This window comes from Saccharothrix sp. 6-C, assembly GCF_016695385.1.
Classification (GTDB): Bacteria; Actinomycetota; Actinomycetes; order Mycobacteriales; family Pseudonocardiaceae; genus Actinosynnema; species Actinosynnema texasense.
Genome location: NZ_CP064192.1, coordinates 5,080,940 through 5,101,351 on the forward strand (window position 1 = coordinate 5,080,940; position 20,412 = coordinate 5,101,351).

General features: G+C 72.1%; 18 protein-coding genes. 11 read left to right on the top strand and 7 right to left on the bottom strand.

What is annotated here, in order from left to right; all coding sequences use genetic code 11:
* Positions 1-40: 40 nt before the first annotated feature.
* From IOD16_RS21180 to IOD16_RS21190, 3 genes are all read right to left on the bottom strand, one after another.
* Positions 41-1,141, bottom strand: a complete 1,101-nt coding sequence (locus tag IOD16_RS21180) for a zinc-binding dehydrogenase (RefSeq protein WP_201435823.1) — start codon at positions 1,139-1,141, stop codon at positions 41-43.
* The gene (locus IOD16_RS21185; RefSeq protein WP_123748613.1) at positions 1,138-1,524 is read right to left on the bottom strand and encodes an acyl-CoA thioesterase; all 387 of its coding nucleotides are present in this window, start codon (positions 1,522-1,524) and stop codon (positions 1,138-1,140) included. Before IOD16_RS21185 ends, IOD16_RS21180 begins: the two co-directional genes overlap by 4 nt.
* 62 nt (positions 1,525-1,586) lie before the next feature.
* The gene (locus tag IOD16_RS21190; protein WP_201435824.1) at positions 1,587-4,079 is read right to left on the bottom strand and encodes a LuxR family transcriptional regulator; all 2,493 of its coding nucleotides are present in this window, start codon (positions 4,077-4,079) and stop codon (positions 1,587-1,589) included.
* A 209-nt stretch (positions 4,080-4,288) separates the two neighbouring features.
* On the opposite strand from IOD16_RS21190, the gene IOD16_RS21195 reads away from it, so the two are divergent.
* The 5 genes from IOD16_RS21195 (at position 4,289) to ispH (ending at position 10,505) form a co-directional block, all read left to right on the top strand.
* Complete coding sequence (locus IOD16_RS21195) at positions 4,289-5,113, top strand: alpha/beta hydrolase family protein (protein WP_123748612.1); 825 nt, start codon at positions 4,289-4,291, stop codon at positions 5,111-5,113.
* 431 nt (positions 5,114-5,544) lie between these two features.
* Positions 5,545-6,948, top strand: coding sequence for a family 2B encapsulin nanocompartment shell protein (locus tag IOD16_RS21200; protein ID WP_201435825.1), 1,404 nt, complete (start codon positions 5,545-5,547; stop codon positions 6,946-6,948).
* A 31-nt stretch (positions 6,949-6,979) separates the two neighbouring features.
* On the top strand, positions 6,980-8,389 hold the full coding sequence (locus tag IOD16_RS21205; protein WP_201435826.1) for a family 2B encapsulin nanocompartment shell protein: 1,410 nt from the start codon (positions 6,980-6,982) through the stop codon (positions 8,387-8,389).
* 108 nt (positions 8,390-8,497) lie between these two features.
* Positions 8,498-9,538 (top strand): family 2 encapsulin nanocompartment cargo protein polyprenyl transferase, encoded by a 1,041-nt coding sequence (locus IOD16_RS21210; protein WP_123747335.1) that lies wholly within the window; start codon positions 8,498-8,500, stop codon positions 9,536-9,538.
* A 28-nt stretch (positions 9,539-9,566) separates the two neighbouring features.
* A complete protein-coding gene (ispH, locus tag IOD16_RS21215) occupies positions 9,567-10,505 on the top strand; it encodes a 4-hydroxy-3-methylbut-2-enyl diphosphate reductase (RefSeq protein ID WP_201435827.1) in 939 nt (312 codons plus the stop codon).
* 21 nt (positions 10,506-10,526) lie between these two features.
* Here ispH and IOD16_RS21220 read toward each other — a convergent pair whose 3' ends face one another.
* Positions 10,527-11,294, bottom strand: coding sequence for a class I SAM-dependent methyltransferase (locus IOD16_RS21220; RefSeq protein ID WP_123747333.1), 768 nt, complete (start codon positions 11,292-11,294; stop codon positions 10,527-10,529).
* Between the two features lie 312 nt (positions 11,295-11,606).
* Here IOD16_RS21220 and IOD16_RS21225 point away from each other — a divergent pair, with 312 nt between their 5' ends.
* The gene (locus IOD16_RS21225) at positions 11,607-12,530 is read left to right on the top strand and encodes a trypsin-like serine peptidase (RefSeq protein ID WP_201435828.1); all 924 of its coding nucleotides are present in this window, start codon (positions 11,607-11,609) and stop codon (positions 12,528-12,530) included.
* A gap of 885 nt (positions 12,531-13,415) precedes the next feature.
* Positions 13,416-13,760, top strand: coding sequence for a DUF742 domain-containing protein (locus tag IOD16_RS21230; RefSeq protein WP_123747331.1), 345 nt, complete (start codon positions 13,416-13,418; stop codon positions 13,758-13,760).
* Here the strand turns inward: IOD16_RS21230 and IOD16_RS21235 are convergent.
* The 3 genes from IOD16_RS21235 to IOD16_RS21245 all read right to left on the bottom strand — a co-directional run bounded on the left by IOD16_RS21235 (position 13,713) and on the right by IOD16_RS21245 (position 16,085).
* Positions 13,713-14,621 carry an NAD(P)-dependent oxidoreductase gene (locus IOD16_RS21235; RefSeq protein WP_201435829.1) on the bottom strand — a complete coding sequence of 303 codons (909 nt, stop codon included), beginning with the start codon at positions 14,619-14,621 and terminating at the stop codon, positions 13,713-13,715. The genes IOD16_RS21230 and IOD16_RS21235 overlap by 48 nt on opposite strands.
* 164 nt (positions 14,622-14,785) lie before the next feature.
* Positions 14,786-15,517: an anti-sigma factor family protein gene (locus IOD16_RS21240; protein WP_201435830.1), complete on the bottom strand. Its 732-nt coding sequence runs from the start codon at positions 15,515-15,517 to the stop codon at positions 14,786-14,788.
* Positions 15,518-15,521: 4 nt separating this feature from the next.
* On the bottom strand, positions 15,522-16,085 hold the full coding sequence (locus tag IOD16_RS21245; protein WP_123747329.1) for a sigma-70 family RNA polymerase sigma factor: 564 nt from the start codon (positions 16,083-16,085) through the stop codon (positions 15,522-15,524).
* A 178-nt stretch (positions 16,086-16,263) separates the two neighbouring features.
* On the opposite strand from IOD16_RS21245, the gene IOD16_RS21250 reads away from it, so the two are divergent.
* The 4 genes from IOD16_RS21250 (at position 16,264) to IOD16_RS21265 (ending at position 20,371) form a co-directional block, all read left to right on the top strand.
* Entirely contained in the window at positions 16,264-16,842 is a 579-nt protein-coding gene (locus IOD16_RS21250) for a hypothetical protein (protein ID WP_236594259.1), read from the top strand.
* A 12-nt stretch (positions 16,843-16,854) separates the two neighbouring features.
* Positions 16,855-17,607, top strand: a complete 753-nt coding sequence (locus IOD16_RS21255) for a DUF4142 domain-containing protein (protein ID WP_123747327.1) — start codon at positions 16,855-16,857, stop codon at positions 17,605-17,607.
* 188 nt (positions 17,608-17,795) lie between these two features.
* Positions 17,796-18,635, top strand: a complete 840-nt coding sequence (locus tag IOD16_RS21260) for a ferredoxin (RefSeq protein WP_201435832.1) — start codon at positions 17,796-17,798, stop codon at positions 18,633-18,635.
* The gene (locus IOD16_RS21265) at positions 18,632-20,371 is read left to right on the top strand and encodes an NAD(P)/FAD-dependent oxidoreductase (protein ID WP_201435833.1); all 1,740 of its coding nucleotides are present in this window, start codon (positions 18,632-18,634) and stop codon (positions 20,369-20,371) included. Before IOD16_RS21260 ends, IOD16_RS21265 begins: the two co-directional genes overlap by 4 nt.
* Positions 20,372-20,412 lie beyond the last annotated feature (41 nt).

A 20,412-nucleotide genomic window follows, 5' to 3' on the forward strand; every position in this document is an offset into this window, starting at 1 on the left:
TGGCCGTCACCCGATCCGGGTAACCGTACCGGCAGGGTGATCACAAAACGACGACCTGCCGGACGGCTTCTCCTGACGCCAAACGGGTGAACCCGGTGTTGATGTCGTCCAGCTCGAGGCGCCCCGACAGCAGTTCGTGCACGGGCAGCTGCCCGGCCCGGTAGAGGTCGACGAACCGGGGCACGTCCCGCCGCGGCACGCACGAGCCGAGGTAGCTGCCCTTCACCGTCCGCTCCTCGGCGACCAGGCTCAGCGCGGGCAGGGTGATCGTCCGGTCGGGGTGCGGCAGGCCGACGGTCACCGTGGTGCCGCCCGCACCGGTGGCCAGGTACGCCTGCTCCAGCACGGCCGCCACGCCGGTGGTGTCGATGACCTTGTCCGCGCCGCCGCCGGTCAGCGAGCGCACCTCCGCCACCGCGTCGGGACCGCCGGCCACGTCGTGGGTGGCGCCGAGATTGCGGGCCAGCTCCCGCTTGTGCGCCACCACGTCCACCGCGATGATCTGCGACGCGCCGGCGGCCCGCGCGGCGAGCAGCGCGGCCAGCCCGACGCCGCCGAGCCCGAACACCGCGACCCGGTCACCGGGTGTGACGGCCGCGCTGTAGAACGCCGCGCCCGCGCCGGTGAGCACCGCGCAGCCGAACAGGGCGGCGATCTCGAACGGCAGGTCGGCGGGCACGAGGGTGGCCGACTTCTCCGACACCACGGCGTACTCGGCGAACCCGGACACGCCGAGGTGGTGGTGCGGTCGCGTGCCGTCGGGCAGCCGAAGCCGCCGGTCGCCGCCGAGCAGCGTGCCCGCGCGGTTGGCCGCCGCGCCCGGTTCGCACAGCGCCTGCCGCCCGGACACGCAGCGGCGGCACGACCCGCAGGCGGGCACGAACGACAGCACCACCCGGTCGCCGACCGCGAAGTCCGACGCGCCCGGCCCGGTCTCCACCACCTCGCCCGCGGCCTCGTGGCCGAGCAGCATCGGCAGCGGCCGGACCCGGGAGCCGTCGATCACCGACAGGTCGGAGTGGCACAGCCCGGTGGCGCGCACCTGCACCAGCAGCTCGCCCGCACCGGGCGGGTCGAGCTCCAGGTCGAGCACCTGAAGCGGTCCGCCGACCTCGGTCAGCACCGCGCCCCTGGTCTTCACGCGACCACCAGCCCTTCCATCGCGGCGCGCAGACCGGCCGGGATCGCCACCGGCTTGCGGGTCTCGCGGTCGGTGAACACGTGCACGAAGTGCCCTTCGGCGACCACGTCGTCCCGTCCCTCCGGGTAGAAGCCGACCTCGTAGCGGACGCTGGAGCGGCCGAGGTGCCCGATCCGCAGGCCCGCGTCCACGGCCTCGGGGAACGCGATGGACGCCCGGTAGTTGCAGTGGGACTCCACGCACAGCCCGATCGCCTGCCCGTGGTGGATGTCCAACCCGCCCTCGGTGATCAACCAGGTGTTGATCACCGTGTCCATGAAGGCGTAGTGCACGACGTTGTTCACGTGCCCGTACACGTCGTTGTCGTGCCACCTGGTCGGCATCCGCTGCCAGTGCCGGTAGTCCTCACGCACGCGTCCTCCTGAACCGCACCGAACCTCCTGGGTCAGTCGAGCATCCGAGTCAGCTCGACGCGGGACCGCACCTCGAGCCTGGCGAAGATGTTGCGCAGGTGGTGCTCGACGGTGCGGTGGCTCAGGAACAGCCGCGCGGCCACCTCGCGGTTGGTCGCGCCCTCGGCGACCAGGCGGGCGATCTGCGCCTGCTGCGGGGTCAGGCCCGCGGTCGGGTCGACGTCGGAGCGGCCCGCGGCCCGGTTGGCGGCGCGGTCGGCGGTCCGGTCGGCCTGGGTCGGCCCGACCGCCTCGCCCGCCGCGCGCAGCTCGGCGCGGGCCCGGGCGACCCAGCGGTCGGCGTCGTAGCGCTGGAAGATCTTCACCGCGTCGCGCAGCAGGTCGCGCGCGGCGCGCGGCTTGCGGTCGCGGCGCAGCCGGTGGCCGTAGAACAGCTCGGTCTTGGCCAGTTCCATGGCGGTGCCGCTGGCCCGGTGCAGCCGGATCGCCTCGCGGAAGTGCTCCTCGGCGCGCGGCCCGTCGGCGAGCAGGCCGCGGCAGCGGTGCGACAGCGCGAGCCGGGCCGCGCTGCCCGTGGTGCCCGCCCACTTCTCGTACCGGCGCAGCGCCCGGTCCGCGGTGGCCGGCCGGCCACAACCGACGGCGGCCTCCACCACGTGCGGCGCGGCCATCACCTTGATGCCGGTGTGCACGCCGCCCGACCCGGCGGCCATCAGCCGCAGCCGGTCCAGCGCGTCGGCCGGCCGGTCGAGCACGAGGTCCACGCAGGCGAACGCCCACGCGCCGAACGTGCCGGAGCGGCCGAGCCCGCGTTCGGCGATCTGCTCGGCGGCGGCGTCGATGCGGTGCATCGCGGTGTCGGTGTCGCCGCGCAGGGCGGCGACCAGGGCGAGGATCGTGAGGTGGTCGACCACGGCGTTGTGCTGGCCGATGGCGGTGGCCGCGTGCACGCCCTCGAACGCGGCCGACAACGCCACCGAGTGCTGGTCGAGCAGCAACGCCGAGAGCGCGCGGTAGACCAGCGCCCACGGCACCAGCGCGGTCAGGCCGTGCTCGTGCGCCGCGGTGACCGCGCTGGTGGCCAGCTCGTGCGCCCGGGACGCGTCGCCGAGGGTGTAGGCCGCCTGGCCGCCCCAGATCTTGGCCTGCGGGTGCGGCACCCGCTCGGCCAGCTCGATCACCGAGCGCAGCACGGGCAGGGCCTCCTCGTGCCGCCCGGCGAACGTGGCGGCCATGCCCGCGAGGTGGTCCAGGGTGATCCGGGTCCCGTCCGGCTCGTCGGGCCGGCGCAGGCTCGCGGCGAACGCGGCGGTCTCGGCGTACCGGGCGTGGTCGCCCGCGATGCTCGCCGCCTCGCCGGCAAAGCCCAGCGCGGTGATGGCCAGCGAGCGGTGGGTGCCGACCAGCTCGCCCGCCGCGTGCAGCAGCCGGCGCACCGCGACGTCCGGCAGGCCGTTGCCCAGGTCGATGCCGCCGCGCAGCAGCTCGGCGCGCGCCCTCAGCTCGCCGCTGTCGGTCAGCCGCGCCGCGGTGCGCAGCGCGACGCGGGCCCGGCGGGGCGCGCCGGAGGCCCAGTGGTCGGTGGCGGCGGCGATCAGGTGGCGCGCCTTGGCGTCCGGGTCCGCGGCGAGCGCGGCGGCGCGGTCGTGGTCGCGGGCGGCGGCCGGGTAGTCGCCGCAGCGGCGGGCGCGGCCGGCGGAGGCTTCGAGCCGTTCGGCGAACGCGTCGCGCGCGCCCGGCGCGCGGGCGGCCTCGTGCCAGGTGCGGCGCGGTCCGGGCGGCAGGTTCGCGGCCAGCGCGGCGTGCGCCGCGTAGCGCAGGGCCAGCGGTATCGCGGTGCGCAGCGTAGACCGGACCAGCGGGCCGCCGTCCAGCAGGGCGGCAGCCTCCTCGACCGCGGCCAGGTCCAGGTCGGGCATCCGGGCCAGCGCGTCGGCGTCGACCTCGTCGTCCACCACGCTCAACGCCGCCGCGAACCGGGCCTGCGGCGAGAGGGCGCGGAAGCGGGCGCTGAACCGGGCCCGCAGTGAGCTGTCCTCGGGCAGCTCGTCGGGCGCGGGCGCGGTGCCGCCGAGCTGCTCGGAGGTCAGCGCGCGGGCCAGTTCGGTGAGCGCGAGCGGGTTGCCCCTGGCCAGGTCGGCGACGTCGTCGGCCAGGCCGGGCGCGAGGCCGGGCCTCAGGTCGCGCAGCACGCGCAGGCTGTCGGCGTGGTCGAGCGGGTCGAGCCGCACCCACGGCAGCCCCAGCGGCTCGCCCTCGGTGGCGATGAGCACGGCCACCGGCTCGTCGGCGGCGTCGGCGGCCAGCTCCACGAGCCAGTCGACGTCCTCCAGCAGGTGGGCGTCGTCCACGCACAGCAGGACCTCGCGGTCGGTGGTGACGGCGGTCTCCCGGACGGCGGCCAGCATCGCCGTCTTGCCGGCGCCCGGGCCGCCGCGCAGCACCAGCGCCCCGCCGTGACCGGCGCGGGCACGGGCGAGCAACGCGTCGACGGCGACGCGCTGCCGGTCACGTCCGCGCAGCATGCAGCCAGTCTGGCGGGAGGGCGACGTCCGGCGGAAGAGCTGCGGCAGAAATTATCTACCAGCGTTAGTTTTCGGCTCGGGACCGGTGGTTGCACCGATGCGGAGCGCTCACCCAGTGGCGCAAGGTCATCGCTGACCGTAGTTCCCTGCCAAGCGAGGTGTACACCGACGTGCAACTCCGCAAACTGATCCCCGCGCTGATCCCGGCGATGGTCCTGTCCCTGGTCGGCGTGAGCCCGGCCAACGCCGCCGAGGAGGAGTTCCGGCGCGGCCCCGCGCCGAGCAACTCCAGCATCGAGGCGTCCCGCGGCCCGTTCTCCACCTCTTCCACCACGGTGTCTTCGCTGGTCTCCGGCTTCGGCGGCGGCACGATCTACTACCCGACCAGCACCTCCGAGGGCACCTTCGGCGCGGTCGCCATCTCACCCGGCTTCACCGGCACGGAGTCCACCATCGCGTGGCTGGGCCCCCGCCTGGCGTCGCAGGGCTTCGTGGTGATCACCATCGCCACCAACTCCCTCTACGACCAGCCCGACAGCCGGGCGGACCAACTGCTCGCCGCGCTCGACTACCTGACCCAGCGCAGCGACGTCCGCAGCCGGATCGACGCGTCGCGGCTGGGCGTCATGGGCCACTCGATGGGTGGTGGCGGCACCATGCGCGCCGCCGAGCAGCGCCCGTCCCTGCAGGCGGCGATCCCGCTGACCGGGTGGCACACCGACAAGACCTGGGGCAGCAACCGGGTGCCCACCCTGGTCGTCGGGGCGGAGGACGACACGGTGGCGCCGGTGGCGTCGCACTCGATCCCGTTCTACACCTCGCTGCCGTCCACCCTGGACAAGGCGTACCTGGAGCTGAACGGCGCCAGCCACTTCGCGCCCAACAGCTCGAACACGACGATCGCGAAGTACAGCATCGCGTGGCTCAAGCGGTTCATCGACAACGACACCCGCTACGAGCAGTTCCTGTGCCCGTCCCCGGCCGACAGCTCGCTGATCTCGGACTACCGGGACACCTGTCCGCACTCGGTCTGATCGACCGGGTCGCCGACCCGGGCGTGGCGTCGCGCCCGATCTCGACGCCACGCCCGTTCCACGGCTCGACTACGCGGTGCCGACTTCACGTCGGCACCGCGTTTTTTCGTGCCCGCCGGAGGATGAACTTCGGTCCGCACATCGGCGAAACCGCAGACCAGAGGTGGCCCAAGAGGCTGTCAACTACACTTTTCAGTGAATATTGATACGCCAAATGATACCGCCATTCCTTCTCGTCACGAATAATGCTCCAATGCACGTCAAGATCACCCGTTGATTACTTGCGAAGTGGACAACATCCACGGTGAGTACGCACAACAGGCCCGAATGACCCTCAGGGGGGTCGTCACATCGGCCGCTTCCGGTAGCGCATTCAGGCTCACTACGGTCGATGCGGACCACTGAGCTGAACCGATTGGCGGTGTGATGCGGTGACTGTGACCGATTCGGACTTGGACATCGAGCGACCACGCTTGAGCCTGGGCACGGCGGCGGCGCGGAACCTCGCGACCACGACCAAGTCCGTTCCCCAGATGCAGGGCATCACCTCGCGGTGGCTGCTGAAGGTCCTGCCCTGGGTGGAGGCGAAGGGCGGCGCCTTCCGGGTCAACCGCAGGCTCAGCTACGAGATCGGCGACGGACGGCTGACGTTCACCAACATCGGCGCCGACGTGCGGGTCATCCCGCAGGAGTTGACCGAACTGGCGCTGCTGCGCGGCTACGAGGATGTCGAGGCCCTGAGCGCGCTGGCCGACCGGTTCACCCAGCACGAGTACGAGCCCGGCTCGGTGATCGTGGAGGAGGGCCGGCCGCAGGACGCGGTCCACCTGATCGCGCACGGCAAGGTGAACAAGATCGGCCGGGGCGAGTACGGCGACCAGACCGTGCTCGGCACGCTGGCCGACGGCGAGTACTTCGGCGGCGACGTCCTCGCCGGGCCGCAGGGCGAGTGGGACTTCACCATCAAGGCCGTCACGCCGGTGATCGTCCTGGTGCTGTCGTGGGAGGTGTTCGAGCAGCTCAACGGCGAGGCCGGCGGGCTGCGGGCGCACATCCAGCGGATGTTCGCGGCGGGCGGCAAGTCCAACGCCTACGGCGAGGCCGAGATCGACATCGCCTCGGGCCACGAGGGCGAGCCCGACCTGCCCGGCACGTTCGTCGACTACGAGGTCTCGCCGCGCGAGCTCGAGCTGAGCGTCGCGCAGACCGTGCTGCGGGTGCACAGCCGCGTCGCCGACCTCTACAACCAGCCGATGGACCAGGTCGAGCAGCAGCTGCGGCTGACCATCGAGGCGCTGCGCGAGCGCCAGGAGCACGAGATGGTCAACAACCGCGACTTCGGCCTGCTCAACAGCGCCGACCTCAAGCAGCGCATCCACACCCGCAGCGGACCGCCCACCCCGGACGACATGGACGACCTGCTGGCCACGGTGTGGAAGGAGCCGACGGCGTTCATGGCGCACCCCCGGGTGATCGCCGCGTTCGGCCGCGAGTGCAGCAAGCGCGGCATCTACCCGGCGACCATCGACCTCAACGGCCACCACGTGCCCGCGTGGCGCGGCGTGCCGGTGCTGCCGTGCAACAAGATCCCGATCACCAAGACCCGCACCAGCTCGGTGATGCTGCTGCGCGCCGGCGAGCACAACCAGGGCGTCATCGGCCTGCACCAGACGGGCCTGCCCGACGAGTACCAGCCCGGCCTGTCGGTGCGGTTCATGGGCATCAACGAGAAGGCGATCATCTCCTACCTCGTCAGCGCCTACTACTCCACCGCGATCCTCGTGCCGGACGCGATCGGTGTGCTGGAGCACGTTGAACTCGGCCGCGAAGACTGACTAGTCCCCCCGACCAGATTGGGCAGCCCAAGTGACCGTGACAGACCCCGGCCTCGCACCCGAGGAGGCCGAGCAGCAGCGGCAGAGCCTGAGCACCGCCAGTGCCCGGAACCTCGCCAGCACCACCAAGTCCACCCCGCAGATGCAGGGCATCTCGCCGCGGTGGTTGCTGCGCAAGCTGCCCTGGGTGACCACCCAGGCAGGCACCTACCGGGTCAACCGCCGCCTCACCTACGCGCTCGGCGACGGACGGGTGAGCTTCACCAGCACCGGCGCCGACATCCGGGTCATCCCGCAGGAGCTGCGGGAGCTGCCCGTGCTGCGCGACTTCCCGGACGACGACGTGCTGATCGCGCTGGCCGACCGGTTCCGGCAGCGGGAGTTCCGGCCGGGCGACGTCCTGGTCTCCTCCGGTGACCGGGCCGACGAGGTCTACCTCATCGCGCACGGCAAGGTGAACAAGCTCGGGCAGGGCAAGTACGGCGACGAGACCGTGCTCGACACGCTGGCCGACGGCGACCACTTCGGCGACGAGGTCATGTACGGCGACGAGGTGGAGTGGGACTTCACCATCAAGGCGGTCACCCCGGTGATCGTGCTGGCGCTGCCGTGGCGGGCGCTGCTGGAGCTGAACGGGCAGGCCGACGCGCTGCGGGCGCACATCGACGGGTTCGCCCGCGCCGCGGGCAAGCCGCAGAACAAGCACGGCGAGGCGGCGATCGAGATCGCCTCCGGCCACGAGGGCGAGCCGGACCTGCCGGCGACCTACGTGGACTACGAGCTGGCGCCGCGCGAGTACGAGCTGGAAGTGGCGCAGACCGTGCTGCGGGTGCACAGCCGCGTCGCCGACCTCTACAACCACCCGATGAACCAGACCGAGCAGCAGCTGCGGCTGACCATCGAGGCCCTGCGCGAGCGCCAGGAGCACGAGATGCTCAACAACCGCCGCATCGGGCTGCTGCACAACGCCGACCTCAAGCAGCGCATCCACACCCGGTCCGGCCCGCCCACCCCGGACGACCTGGACGAGCTGGTGTCCCGGCGGCGCAAGACGGCGTTCATGCTGGCCCACCCGCGCGCGATCGCCGCGTTCGGCCGCGAGGCCAGCAAGCGCGGCCTGTACCCCGGCACCGCCAACGTGGACGGCACGCAGGTCGTCACCTGGCGCGGTGTCCCGCTGCTGCCGTCGAACAAGATCCCCATCACGCCGCAGGGCACCACCTCGATCCTCGCCATGCGGATCGGCGAGAAGGACAACGGCGTGATCGGGCTGCACCAGCCGGGCATCCCGGACGAGGTGCAGCCGAGCCTGAACGCGCGGTTCATGGGCATCAACGAGAAAGCGATCGTGTCCTACCTGGTCAGCGCCTACTACTCGGTGGCCGTGCTGGTGCCCGACGCGCTCGGGGTGCTGGAGCACGTGGAGATCGGCCGGTCCTGACCGCGGCGTCGTGCACGACAGCCGGGCCGCCACGCCCGGCTGTCGCTCTCCCCTGCCCGTGCCTGCTCCGGTAGCCGGGCTCCTCCCCCCGAACAGGAGTTGTGGCGGATGACCGACCTGGACGTGAGCCTCGATCACCGGACCGCGCGCGAGGTGCTGGACTGGAGCCGGGCGGGCCTGGACCCCGCGTTGCGGGCGGCGGTCGACCGGCTGCCCGACTCGATGCGGGCCATCGCGGGCTACCACTTCGGGTGGTGGGACCAGCACGGCAGGCCGATCGGCGCGGACGCGGGCAAGGCGATCCGGCCCGCGCTCGTGCTGCTGGGCACGCAGGCGGTGGGCGGCGCGGCGCACGCGGCGCTGCCGGCCGCGGTGGCGGTGGAGCTGACGCACAACTTCTCGTTGCTGCACGACGACGTGATGGACGGCGACCAGACCCGGCGGCACCGCCCGACGGCGTGGCGGGTGTTCGGCGTGAACCCGGCGATCCTGGCCGGCGACGCGTTGCTCACGCTGGCGCTGGACGTGCTGGCGGGCAGCGGTCACCCGAGGGCCCAGCAGTCGATCCGGGTGCTGTCGTCGGCGGTGCAGCGCCTGCTGGACGGGCAGAGCGCCGACCTCGCCTTCGAGGAGCGCGCCGACGTGCGGCTGGCGGAGTGCGTGCGGATGGCCGAGGGCAAGACCGGCGCGTTGCTGGGCGCGGCCTGCGCGTTGGGCGCGTTGTTCGGCGGCGGGCGGGTCGACCAGGTGGAGCACCTGCGGTCCTTCGGCGAACGGGTCGGGTTGGCGTTCCAGTTCGTCGACGACCTGCTCGGCATCTGGGGCGACCCGGAGGTGACCGGCAAGCCGGTGTACTCGGACCTGGCCAACCGCAAGAAGTCGCTGCCGGTGGTGGCGGCGCTGACCTCGGACACGCCCGCCGGCCGCGAGCTGCACGCGCTGTACCACGCCGAGCAGCCGCTCACCCCGGCCGACCTGGCACGTGCGGCGGAGCTGATCGAGGACTCGGGCGCGCGGGCGTGGAGCCAGGGCCGGGCGGACGAGCTGCTGGCGCAGGCGCGGGAGCACCTGCGGGCGGCCGGGCCGTCCGAGCGCGCCGAGCGCGAACTGGACGCGCTGGCCAGCCTCGCCACCCGCCGCGACCACTGACCCTTCCGCCGCCTACCCAGGAGTGCTCATGGCCTTCCCCGTTGTGCTGCTGGCGTCGCCCCGGTCGTTCTGCGCCGGGGTGGAACGGGCGATCGACATCGTCGACCGGCTCCTGGACCAACGCGGTGGACCCGTCCACGTGCGGAAGCAGATCGTGCACAACACCCACGTGGTGGCCGAGCTGGAGGCGCGCGGCGCGGTGTTCGTCGACGAGCTGGACGCGGTGCCCGACGGCGCGACCGTGGTGTTCTCCGCGCACGGGGTGTCGCCCGCCGTGCGCGACGAGGCCGCGCGGCGCGGGTTGGACGTGGTCGACGCGACGTGCCCGCTGGTGACCAAGGTGCACGCGGAGGCGAAGCGGTACGCCGAGCGCGGCGACACGGTGGTGCTGATCGGGCACGCCGGGCACGAGGAGGTCGAGGGCACGCTCGGCGAGGCGCCCGCGCGGACCGTGCTGGTGGAGACGGTCGCGGACGTGGAGGCGCTGGAGGTGCCCGACCCGACCAGGGTGTCCTACCTGACCCAGACGACGCTCGCGATGGACGAGACCGCCGAGGTGCTGGCCGCGTTGCGGGCGAAGTTCCCGGCGCTGCGCGGTCCTTCCTCGGCGGACATCTGCTACGCCACCACCAACCGGCAGGACGCGGTGCGCGAGATCGCGCGGGAGGCCGACCTGGTGCTCGTGGTGGGCTCGCGGAACTCGTCGAACTCGGTGCGGCTGGTGGAGACCGCTCGGCGGATGGGCACGCCCGCGCACCTGATCGACGACGTCTCCGACATCCGTGAGGACTGGCTGGACGGCGCGCGGGTGGTCGGGGTGAGCGCGGGCGCGTCCGCGCCGCCGAAGCTGGTGGACGAGGTGGTGGAGGCGTTGGGCGCGTGGGACGTCCAGGTGCGGGAGACGGCGCGGGAGACGATCCGGTTCACCCTGCCCCCGGCGGTGCGCGGGACGTCCGGCCGGTCCTGAGCCGCGGGCCGGCCGGGGCGACTACCGCGGGCTCGGGTCCAGCTCCCAGGTCGACACGTGCTTGGTGCTCTCGGCGGTGAGCTCCGAGCGGTCCCAGTCCGCCCAGCGGTGCTTGAGGCGCATCCCGGCGATGCGCGCCATGAGGTCCAGCTCGGCCGGCCAGGCGTAGCGGAAGGGGATGCGGCGGAACGTCCCCGTCCCGTCCGGTGACACGGTGACGTGGTTCGACGTGAACTCCTGCGTGACGACGTCGTACCGGTCGAACCCGACGTAGCCGCCGCCGTCGGCGCCGGGCGCCACCGCGAACGGCACCACGTCCTGGCCGGGCGGCAGGCGGCGCAGGTCGGGCAGGCCCACCTCGACGAGGAACAGCCCGCCCGGCCGCAGGTGGGCGGCGGCGTTGCGGAAGACGTCGACCTGCCCGTCCTGCGCGGTCACGTTGCCGATGGTGTTGAACACCAGGTAGACCAACGAGAACCGACCGGCCACCCGCGTCGACGTCATGTCGCCGATCGTCACGTCGACCGCCGCGCCGCCCGGCTTGCCCGCGATCCGTGCCGCCATCGCCCGGCTCAGCTCGATGCCGCTCACCGGCACGCCGCGAGCGGCGAGCGGCGCGGCGATCCGCCCGGTGCCGACGGCGAACTCCAGCACCGGACCGTCGGCCAGGTCTTCGAGGACGTCCACCACCGGCGTCACGACCTCGGGCGCGCTCGCCCCGCCCGGGGCGTCGTAGCCCGCGGCGACGCTCTCGGGGAACCAGCCATCCGCCGGGTCGTCTTCCATCATGATCGCCGACGCTACGCCCGCGACCGCCCTGTCCCCCAATCATTTTCGTCAATGACCTGATCGTGGATTTCCCGGAGCCGGCCTGAACGGGCAGACCGTGCGGCACGGCCTTGTGGCCACCGCGACGGGTGCGACATGCTCGCTGCCGCGAGAAGGGGCCGCCAGGTAGTGGTCATCGTGCACCGCCACCGGATTCGGGTGTGGCGACCGGCGGAACGCCGCCTTTTCGAGGTTTCACCATGGGGAGGAATCGTGCGGTTATTTCACAGGTTCACCGTTGTCCTCGCCGGATGCGTGGCGGGAATCGGCGTGATGGCCGGTCCCGCGGTCGCGCAGCCGGGAGGTCAGTCGGTGGACGCCGCCGGGCTGACCGCGGGCAACACCGGATCAGCGGTCACGTCGGCGAAAGGGCTGAGCGCGGAGGAATACTGGACGCCGGCGCGCATGGCCGAGGCCATCGTCGCCGGACCACCTCGGGTCACCGCCGGCAGCACGGTGGAACAGCGCGCGCCGAGACCCGGGCCGAGGGGGAAGGTCGAGGGCGCGTTGCCGACGGTGGTGAGCCCCAAGGCGGACATCCACACCATGTCCGGCCGGGTGTTCTTCGTCGACGACCACGGCGGGGACCACTCCTGCTCGGGCAGCACGGTCAACAGCGGCGGCAAGCGGCTGGTGTTCACCGCGGGGCACTGCGTGCACGGCGGCGGCTCCGGTCGTGGCTGGTTCGACGTCAACCGCTGGGTGTTCGTGCCCGAGTACCACGGCGGCTCGCCGTTCGGCGCGTGGAACGCCTACCAGCTGTGGACCAAGACCGCGTGGATCGACAACGCGAACCGCGCGTTCGACGTGGCGGCCGTGGTGATGCAGCCCAAGGACGGCGTGCGCATCGTGGACGCGGTGGGCGGCCAGGGAATCCGATGGGGATACGGCTACGGCCACGGGGTCCACATGTTCGGCTACCCGGCCGATCCGCCGTTCGACGGAAGCGGCCTCTACTACTGCTCGGGCACCACGTGGAACGAGGGCGGATTCCCGACCTTGGGCTGCACCATGACCGGTGGCGCGAGCGGCGGCCCGTGGCTGGCCGACTACGGGGTGACGTTCTGGGCCTATCTCGACGGGGTGAACAGCTGGATGTTCTGGGACCCGGACCCCACCCACGTGTACAAGTGGCAAAGCCCTTATTTCAGCTACGACACCGCCGGGAGCTTGTTCGACACGGTGAAGGACATGTAGCGGCGCTGATCGCGCGGGACGACCTGTCCACCGGGCGGTCGGGCGGACAGGTCGTCGCCTTCACGCGGCGGACCGGGAGGTCGTGTTGTGCGACGACGAGCGGTCATCCCCCTCGCGGCGGCGGTGACGGCGGCGGCCGTGGCCGGCCTCTGGCTCGGCGTCCTGCGGCCCGGTCCCCAGAGGACCCCGGTCCGGGCTCGTGCGACGCGCCCCGCGGTCAGGCCTCCGGCCCCGTCGCCGGCACATCGGGACGTGGCGACGAGTACTGGAGCCCCGAGCGGATGAGCAGCGCCGGGGGCGCGCCGATCCCCGGGAGGGCCGATCCCGGGAACTGCCGCTGAGCACTTCCCGGCCGTCCGGCGCCGGCCGACGCGCGGCGGAAATCGCCGCGGAATCGCCGTCGGGGCAATTCGCCCCGACCGCGCGCGGGAGCTCCAACATCAAACCTTGGTCAACAACCGTTGTGAGAGCGCTCCACCTCTCACTACCTTCGGTTTCGGCCACAAGCCACTCGGTGGTGAGCTCATCGCCAGGACACCAGAAACCCCCCACGTGTTCTGCGAGGTAAGCGTGATCGCGAATCCCACACCCATCGGGTAGACCCCCGGCGGACGCCTGGGACGACCAGTCCCAGGCGATCCGGAGCCGGACCACCGGCGAACGAACGGCGCAGAAGACCGATCATCCGATGCCTGCGCACCGGCCGCGCACCGCGTCGAACACCCCGTGGAAGCGGCCGGGCACAGACCGTCGCGACGACGCGCAGAACCTCCCACATGCCGGGAAAACCGAGACAGGAGCCGTGATCACTCGTAGGGTCTAGCGGCGTCAGCGACCCTGACGCACGCGCGACCATGATCACTTCGACGGCTTTGAGGAGCTGGTGTGTCGACCCTCCGGGTGCGCCCCTACACCAGAACCGGCGGGCGCACGCGCTCCGCGACGACGTTGGCCATCGAGACCATCGTGACGACGAACGAAAGAGCGGCGAGAGACGCTCTCACGTCGACCGCGGAACACCGCGTCATCAGCGACCTGTGCCGCAACCCGCATTCCGTCGCGGAAGTCGCGGCGACATTGCGGTTGCCGCTCGGCGTGGTCCGCGTGTTGTTGGCGGACATGTCCGACATGAGCCTGATCAACGTGCACGAAGATCAGGCGATCGACGCCAAGGGTCGGCCGTCACTGGAGTTGATGGAACGCGTCCTGCTCGGTTTGCGCCGAATCTGACCGCTCCCGCAAGGCGTGCACGACGGCGGTCATGTCCTGCTTGCCGTGCCCCAGTTCCACCGCGCGGCCCATGAGGGCCAGGCACTGGTCCACCAGCGGCGAGGCGACCCCGGCGGCACGGGCGGCGGCGGTGATCAGCCGGGTGTTGGTGAAGACGTCGGCGGCGGCGGCCTGCGCGTCGAAGTCGTCGGCGAGGAGCTTCGCGGTCTTCGCGCGGGACACCTTGCTCGCCATCGGGCCCTTGTCCAGCACCTCGACCAGCGTGCCGAGGTCGAGCCCGTGCCGTTCGCCGAAGTGGAACGCCTCGACCAGGCCGGTGGTCATGGTGATCAGGAACAGGTTCACCGACAGCTTCATCAGCAGCGCGTTGGGCGTCGGGCCGCAGGACACGGAGTCCGCGCACATCGGCGCGATCACCTCGCGGACCCGGGCCACGGCGTCCTGGTCGCCGGCGAGCATGGCGACGAGTTCGCCCGCCTCGGCCGGGCCGCGCGAGCCGGAGACGGGCGCCTCGACGTAGTCGCCGCCGGCGGCGCGGACGTCGGCGCCGAGCGCGTGCGAGTAGCCCGGCGAGGTCGTGCCCATGTGCACGACCGTGCGGCCGGCGACGAGGTCGGCGAACCGGTCCGTGCCGCGTTCGAGGACGGCGTCGATCGCGTCCTCGTCGGCCAGCATGAGGATCACGACCTCGGCGGCGGCGAAGACCTCGGCCGGTGTCGCCACGACCCGCGCGCCCACGTCCCGCAGCGGTTCCACCCGGTGCGGCGAGCGGTTCCACACCACGAGCGGCCGGCCGGACCGGGCCAGGTTGAGCGCCATCGGCTGCCCCATGATGCCGAGACCGATGAATCCGACCTCCACCACGACCTCCTCGCACGACGGCACGGCGCCGTCTCCCCGGGGGATTGAACGCCGTGCCGGTGGTGCGGGTCTTGAACGGTGGTGCGCTCGGCGTGTCCCGGGCGTTCGACCCGGGTGTCCTCAACGCAGGACACCCGCGTTCCGGGCGCAGGACACGCGGGTGGTCAGGACGTGGGGAGGCGGACCAGGGGTGCGCCGTCCTCGGTGTCCCGCACCACGAACTCCGTGATGTCGTGCCAGCGCAGGCCGACGGAGGCCTGCACCGTCACCGGGTCCTTGCCCGGGCCCGACGTCGTCACCAGCCAGGAGCCGAGGACCATCGCCTCACCCGTGCGCGACTTCGCCACCAGCTCGCACCGGGTGGGGCCCTTCGCGCCCTTCACCTCGACCTGCACCGACGTGCCCCACGGCTCGGGGGTGGCCGAGAGCCGGGCGAACACGCCGGTCGTGGGATCGGTGCGGGTGATGGTGCCGGACGGGTCCGGGGCGCCCTTCGCCACGTTGGACCGCTCCGGCACCGACGGCGTGGAGGAGGTGGCGACCGGGTCGGACGGTGCGGCGGCGTAGACCGACACGACCGCGGTCAGCACGACGAGCAACACCGCGGCGGCGGCGGCCAGCAGCGCGACGTTGCGGCGCTTGCGCGCCCTGACTTCCGAGACCGAGTCGAGCATCGCGCGCACCGAACGGCCGTCGGGCCGCTCCCCCGCGTTGGCGCGCAGCATGCCGTTGGCGTCGGCCTCGTCGAGCAGATCGGGAAGTTCGGCGAAATCACGCAGGTCGAGCGCACATCGACGGCACTGGGCGAGGTGGTTCTCGAACGCGTCGACCTCGTCCTCGTCGAGGACACCGAGGACGTACGCCGCCACGTCGACGTGGAACGGCTGCGAAGTCACCTGTTCAGCCCCGATCCTGCAACGCTCGCCGCAGGGCGCGGAGCGCGTAGTACACCCTGGACTTCACCGTGCCGGGCGGTACCCCGAGCACCGCTGCGGCTTCCCCGACGGTCCGATCCCTCAAGTACGTCTCGAGAATAGCCTCCCGGTGTTCCTCCGTCAGTCCGTTCATCGCTTCGGCTACGACTATGGCCGCCAGCGTGCGGTCCGCTTCATCACGCTGCGGGGCCTCGTCGGACGGCGTCAACTCCGACTCCTGCGGTCGGACGCTCCGCTTGCGACGGTCGTCGATGACCAGCCGCCGGGCGACGGTGAACAGCCAGGAGCGCAGCAGGACGGGGTCCCGCTCCAGCTTCTCGGCGTTGCGCCACGCCCGCACGAGCGTCTCCTGGACGATGTCCTCTGCCCACTGCCGGTCGCTGCCGGTCAGCCTCATGGCATGCCCGAGCAGCGCGCTGCCGAACTCCTGGTAGAGCCTGCGGATCAGCTCGTCTTCCAGACTCAAGTCCGGCCAACCGTGATCTCTTTGGGGGGAAGTGCTGCGTCTGTGCCGCGCCACGCCGAGCATCCAAGCGCGCCGGGGGCTGCCGCGTCGAGGGTTTGGCCGCAAAAAAAGTCGTCGATTTGTTCGTGAACCGTCATCGCATCGTGTCCGTACTCCACGGTATCCGCTTCAAAGCCTCGGACCCGGCCTACCGGTCCGCTAGGCCTTCCGGCGGACCCGCCGGCCGGAGAAAGGACCAATGATGCGAAGTCGACGTACCCGGGGGCCGTTGCTGCCGGTACCGGCAGCCGCGGTGTTGTTGCTGGTCAGCGCCTGCGGCGCGACCGGTGTGGACACCACCGCGGGCCAGGGCGCCGCGAACGGCGCCGGTTCCGGTTCGACGACTCTCCAACAGCAGCCGGAATTCGGCAAGGAGCCGCACCAGATGCTCTCGGCGACCGAGTCGAAGCAGGTCGGGTGGTTCGTCTCGGACGCGGGCGGCTTCGCGCTGTACCGCTACGACAAGGACACCGCGAAACCGTCGAAGTCCAATTGCGATGCCGAGTGCCTGAAGGCGTGGCCGCCCGTGCTGGTCAGCGACCACACCATGACCTCCGGCGTCGACCCCACCCTGGTCGGCTCGGTGGCCCGCGCGGACGGCGGGAAGCAGGTCACGCTGGCCGGCTGGCCGCTGTACCGGTACGCGGGCGACAAGAAGGCGGGCGACCTGACCGGGCAGGGCAAGGGCGGCGCGTGGTTCGCGGTGACGCCCGACGGCAAGAAGGCGCAGACCGACGACGGCGCGGCGCCCGACCAACCGTCCACCGGCGACGGCTACTAGGACGAGAAGACCATGTCAGCCAAGCGTTTCGCGGCGGCCGCGCTGGCCCTGCACCTGCTGTTGCTGCCCGCGCTGCCCGGGGTCGCGCACGCCGACGACCCGCCCGGGGCGGGACCGGTGGAGCAGACGCCGCTGGGCCCGATCACCGCGCTGGACAAGGAACTGCTGGTGAAGGTGCGGCTGGCGGGCCTGTGGGAGATGCCCATGGGCGAGGAGGCGCAGACCCGCGCGGCCAGCGTCCGGGTCAAGGAAGTCGGCGCGCAGCTGGCGAGCGACCACACGTTCCTCGACGAGCGGGTGGTGCGGCTGGCGTCCCAGATGGGCGTCGCGCTGCCGGACGAGGCCAACGCCGATCAGCAGTCGTGGATGGCGGAGATGCGGGCGCGCACCGGCGCGGCCTTCGACGACTCGTTCGCCAACCGGCTGCGCGCCGCGCACGGCTCGATCTTCCCGGCCATCGCCACCGTGCGGGCGAACACCCGCAACGAGGCGATCCGGCAGTTCGCCCAGGTGTGCAACCAGATCGTGCTCAAGCACATGACCTTGTTGGAGAGCACCAACATGGTCACCGACATGGGTCTGTCCAAGCCCGTGGCCGCCGGCGCCGCACCCGCGAACGCGGTGAGCGCCGACCCGGTGCGGGCCGCGGCGCAGCTGCCGACGGGCGGCCCGAGTCCCCTTTCCGTGCTCCTCATGTGCCTGGTGGGCGCGGTCGTGACGATCGCGATCCTGCGCCTGTTGCGGCCACGCGCCAACGTCAAGTGAAAGGAGGTGGTGAACGGGAACCACAGCGCCTCTCCCATCGCGGAGGACTTCCACCCTCGAACCCGCCCGGCAGGTCGTGACCACTCCTGCGCGGCCGGCCGGGCGGGTCGGCCCGAACGGGGCCGGCCACGGGTCGGCCCGCTCCCACCGCCTGCGAGTTCTCCCCCGCCATCTCGGAGGTAAGACCAGTGCTCACCCAGGTTCCGCTGCTGATCGCCCAGGCGACCGGCGGCGACCACGACGCCGGAGTGCGCCACGTGGCGCAGATCTCGGCCCGCCTGGCCTACGCGTCCATGTGCGCCACCCTGTGCTGGGGCGTGCTGATCGCCACGGGCTGGGCCAACAAGATCTCCGGCAGACAGGGGTTGCGCAACAGCCACATGGTGCTGGCGACCATGGCCCTGACGTTCGGGTCGCTGCACGCGCTGGCGTTCACCCTGTTGCAGCTCGGCGCTTTCTCGTACTTGAAGGTCCTGGTGCCGTTCTACGACGGCGGCCTGCTCCGGCACGCCCTCGGCATCCTCGGCCTGGAGATCATGCTGACCATCGCGATCACCGCGGGCCTGCGCAAGAAGGTCTACTACCGCAAGTGGCTGCGGCTGCACCAGTTGGCCTACCCCGCGGTCGCGGTCACCGTGGTCCACTCCTGGTTCGGCGCGGTCGCGAACGGCAACCTGGCCGTGCTGTGGTTGGCCGGCCTGACGATCCTGGTGCCCACGGCGACGATGGCCGTCGCCCGCTTCCTGCCGCCGGACTGGCTGGTGAAGCTCGGCATGCTGGAACCCGAGCCCGGTTTCGAGCCCGAGCCGGACGGCGCGGGCGGCAGCGCGTTGGACATCAGCGTCGACAACGAGCGCTGCCACCGCTACGGCATCTGCCAGGCCGAGGCGCCGGGGTTGTTCCAGCTGGTCGACGACGAACGCCTGCGGTACGAGCGCAGGCCGCCACCCGAGCAGTTCGCGAAGGCGCGGGCCGCCGCGCGCGCGTGCCCGATGCGCGCGATCGAGCTGCGGGAGCGTGTGCGGTGAAGAACGAGGAACGCGTGGTCATCGCGGGCGGCGGGCTGGCCGGTCTGCGCGCGGGCGAGCGGCTGCGGGAGCTCGGCTTCCGCGGCGAGATCGTCATCGTGAGCGCGGAGCGGCACCTGCCCTACCACCGGCCAGCGCTGTCCAAGGAGGCGATCAACGGCGAGCTGATCGCGTCCGACCTGCGGCTGACCATCAGCCGCGAGCTGAACGCGGTGTGGCGGCTCGGCACCGCGGCCACGCACCTGGAGCCGGACCGGCGCGTGGTCGGCCTGCCCGGCGGCGAGGAGCTGAAGTACGACGGGCTGATCATCGCGACCGGCGTCGAGCCGCGCCACCTGGCGGGCGCGCCGCGCCAGGACCCGCGCATCCACGTGCTGCGGACCGTGGACGACGCGATCGCGATCAAGCGGGCGATCAACTCGACGCAGGGGCTGGTCGTGGTCATCGGCGGCGGCCTCATCGGCTGCGAGATGGCCGCGTCGGTGAAGACGATGGGCCGGGACGTGGCCATCGTGAGCCGGTCGTCCACGCTGCTCGGCAGCGCGGTCGGCAAGAACATCGCCGACACGGTCACCGAGGCGCACCGGGTACGCGGTGTCCGGATGGCGATGGGCGTGAAGATCCGGCACTGGGTGCGCCAGGCGGGCGGGGTGGCGATCCACCTCTCCGACGGGCAGGTGTTCTTCGCCGCGGTCGTGGTGATCGCGGTGGGCGCCTCGCCGTCGACGGCCTGGCTGCGCGGATCGGGTCTGGTGCTGGAGGACGGCGTGCTGTGCGACCCCACGTGCCACGTGGTCGGCGGGTCCGACATCGTGGCCGCGGGCGACGTCGCGCGGTGGCCGAACCTCCGGTTCGGAGGGCAACCGCGTCGGGTGGAGCACTGGCTCAACGCGGTGGAGATGGGGCGGGCGGCCGCGGAGAACCTGTTGGCGGGCAGGGACGACTCGCGGCCGTTCACCCCCGTCCCCCGGTTCTGGACCGAGCAGTACGGCATGCGCATCCAGGGGTCGGGCCTGCCTTCCCTGGGCCAGGACACGACGACGTTGGCCGGGTCGCAGAAGGACCACCGGACCATCACCGGGTTCGTCAGCGACGGGCGCCTGGTCGGGATGGTCGGGTTGGACGCGCCGACGGCGATGATCAAGCTGTCGACCGAGCTGTGGCGGCAGAACCGGGTGACCGCGAGCGGACCTCAGCGCCGCCCGCCTCAGCCCGTGCCCCGACCGGACGCCGTGCCGCAGCCCGTGCCGCCGCAGCCCGCGCCGCCGAGGGAGTCGCCGGTCCCCGGACCGATGGCGGCGCCGGTCCGGCGCGAGGAGTCGGTCCGGTTCGAAGCGCCGCGCACGGAATCGGTGCGCTTCGAGGCGCCGCGGGCCAGACCGACGCGGTCCGAGCAGTCGATGCGGTTCGAGGCCGTGCGCACCGAGGCGCTGCGGCTGGAGAACGCCTTGCTCCAGGAGGCGGTCCGGTCCGAGGCCGCGCGCACGAACGCGGCACGCGCCGCGTCGGCACGCGCGGAGCCGGCGCGACCGGAACCGGCGCGATCGGAATCGGTGAGGTCCGAGCCCGGACCGGCCCGCACGCAGTTCTCGGACCCCGTCGAACTGGCCAGGGTGCCGCGTCAGCAGCAGGAGTCCCAGCCGTTGCCCTTGCCGCCGTCGCACGCCCCGGTCGTGCGGTCGCGCGGGCAGGGCCGGTCGCTGGTCCGCACCGGACCGAAGGCCAGACCCCGGTGACCCACCGCCTCGTGCCGCGGACCGGTGGCGTGCGGTCGGCG

What these genes read in the sequence shown, in the direction of transcription:
- IOD16_RS21225 (WP_201435828.1), top strand. Translation starts at nt 11,607, where the DNA reads ATGGCCGGTCCCGCGGTCGCGCAGCCGGGAGGTCAGTCGGTGGACGCC.
- IOD16_RS21210 (WP_123747335.1), top strand. Translation starts at nt 8,498, where the DNA reads ATGACCGACCTGGACGTGAGCCTCGATCACCGGACCGCGCGCGAGGTG.
- IOD16_RS21220 (WP_123747333.1), bottom strand. Translation starts at nt 11,294, where the DNA reads ATGATGGAAGACGACCCGGCGGATGGCTGGTTCCCCGAGAGCGTCGCC.
- IOD16_RS21190 (WP_201435824.1), bottom strand. Translation starts at nt 4,079, where the DNA reads ATGCTGCGCGGACGTGACCGGCAGCGCGTCGCCGTCGACGCGTTGCTC.
- IOD16_RS21255 (WP_123747327.1), top strand. Translation starts at nt 16,855, where the DNA reads ATGTCAGCCAAGCGTTTCGCGGCGGCCGCGCTGGCCCTGCACCTGCTG.
- IOD16_RS21185 (WP_123748613.1), bottom strand. Translation starts at nt 1,524, where the DNA reads ATGCCGACCAGGTGGCACGACAACGACGTGTACGGGCACGTGAACAAC.
- IOD16_RS21250 (WP_236594259.1), top strand. Translation starts at nt 16,264, where the DNA reads ATGCGAAGTCGACGTACCCGGGGGCCGTTGCTGCCGGTACCGGCAGCC.
- IOD16_RS21245 (WP_123747329.1), bottom strand. Translation starts at nt 16,085, where the DNA reads ATGCTCGGCGTGGCGCGGCACAGACGCAGCACTTCCCCCCAAAGAGAT.
- IOD16_RS21195 (WP_123748612.1), top strand. Translation starts at nt 4,289, where the DNA reads ATGGTCCTGTCCCTGGTCGGCGTGAGCCCGGCCAACGCCGCCGAGGAG.
- ispH (WP_201435827.1), top strand. Translation starts at nt 9,567, where the DNA reads ATGGCCTTCCCCGTTGTGCTGCTGGCGTCGCCCCGGTCGTTCTGCGCC.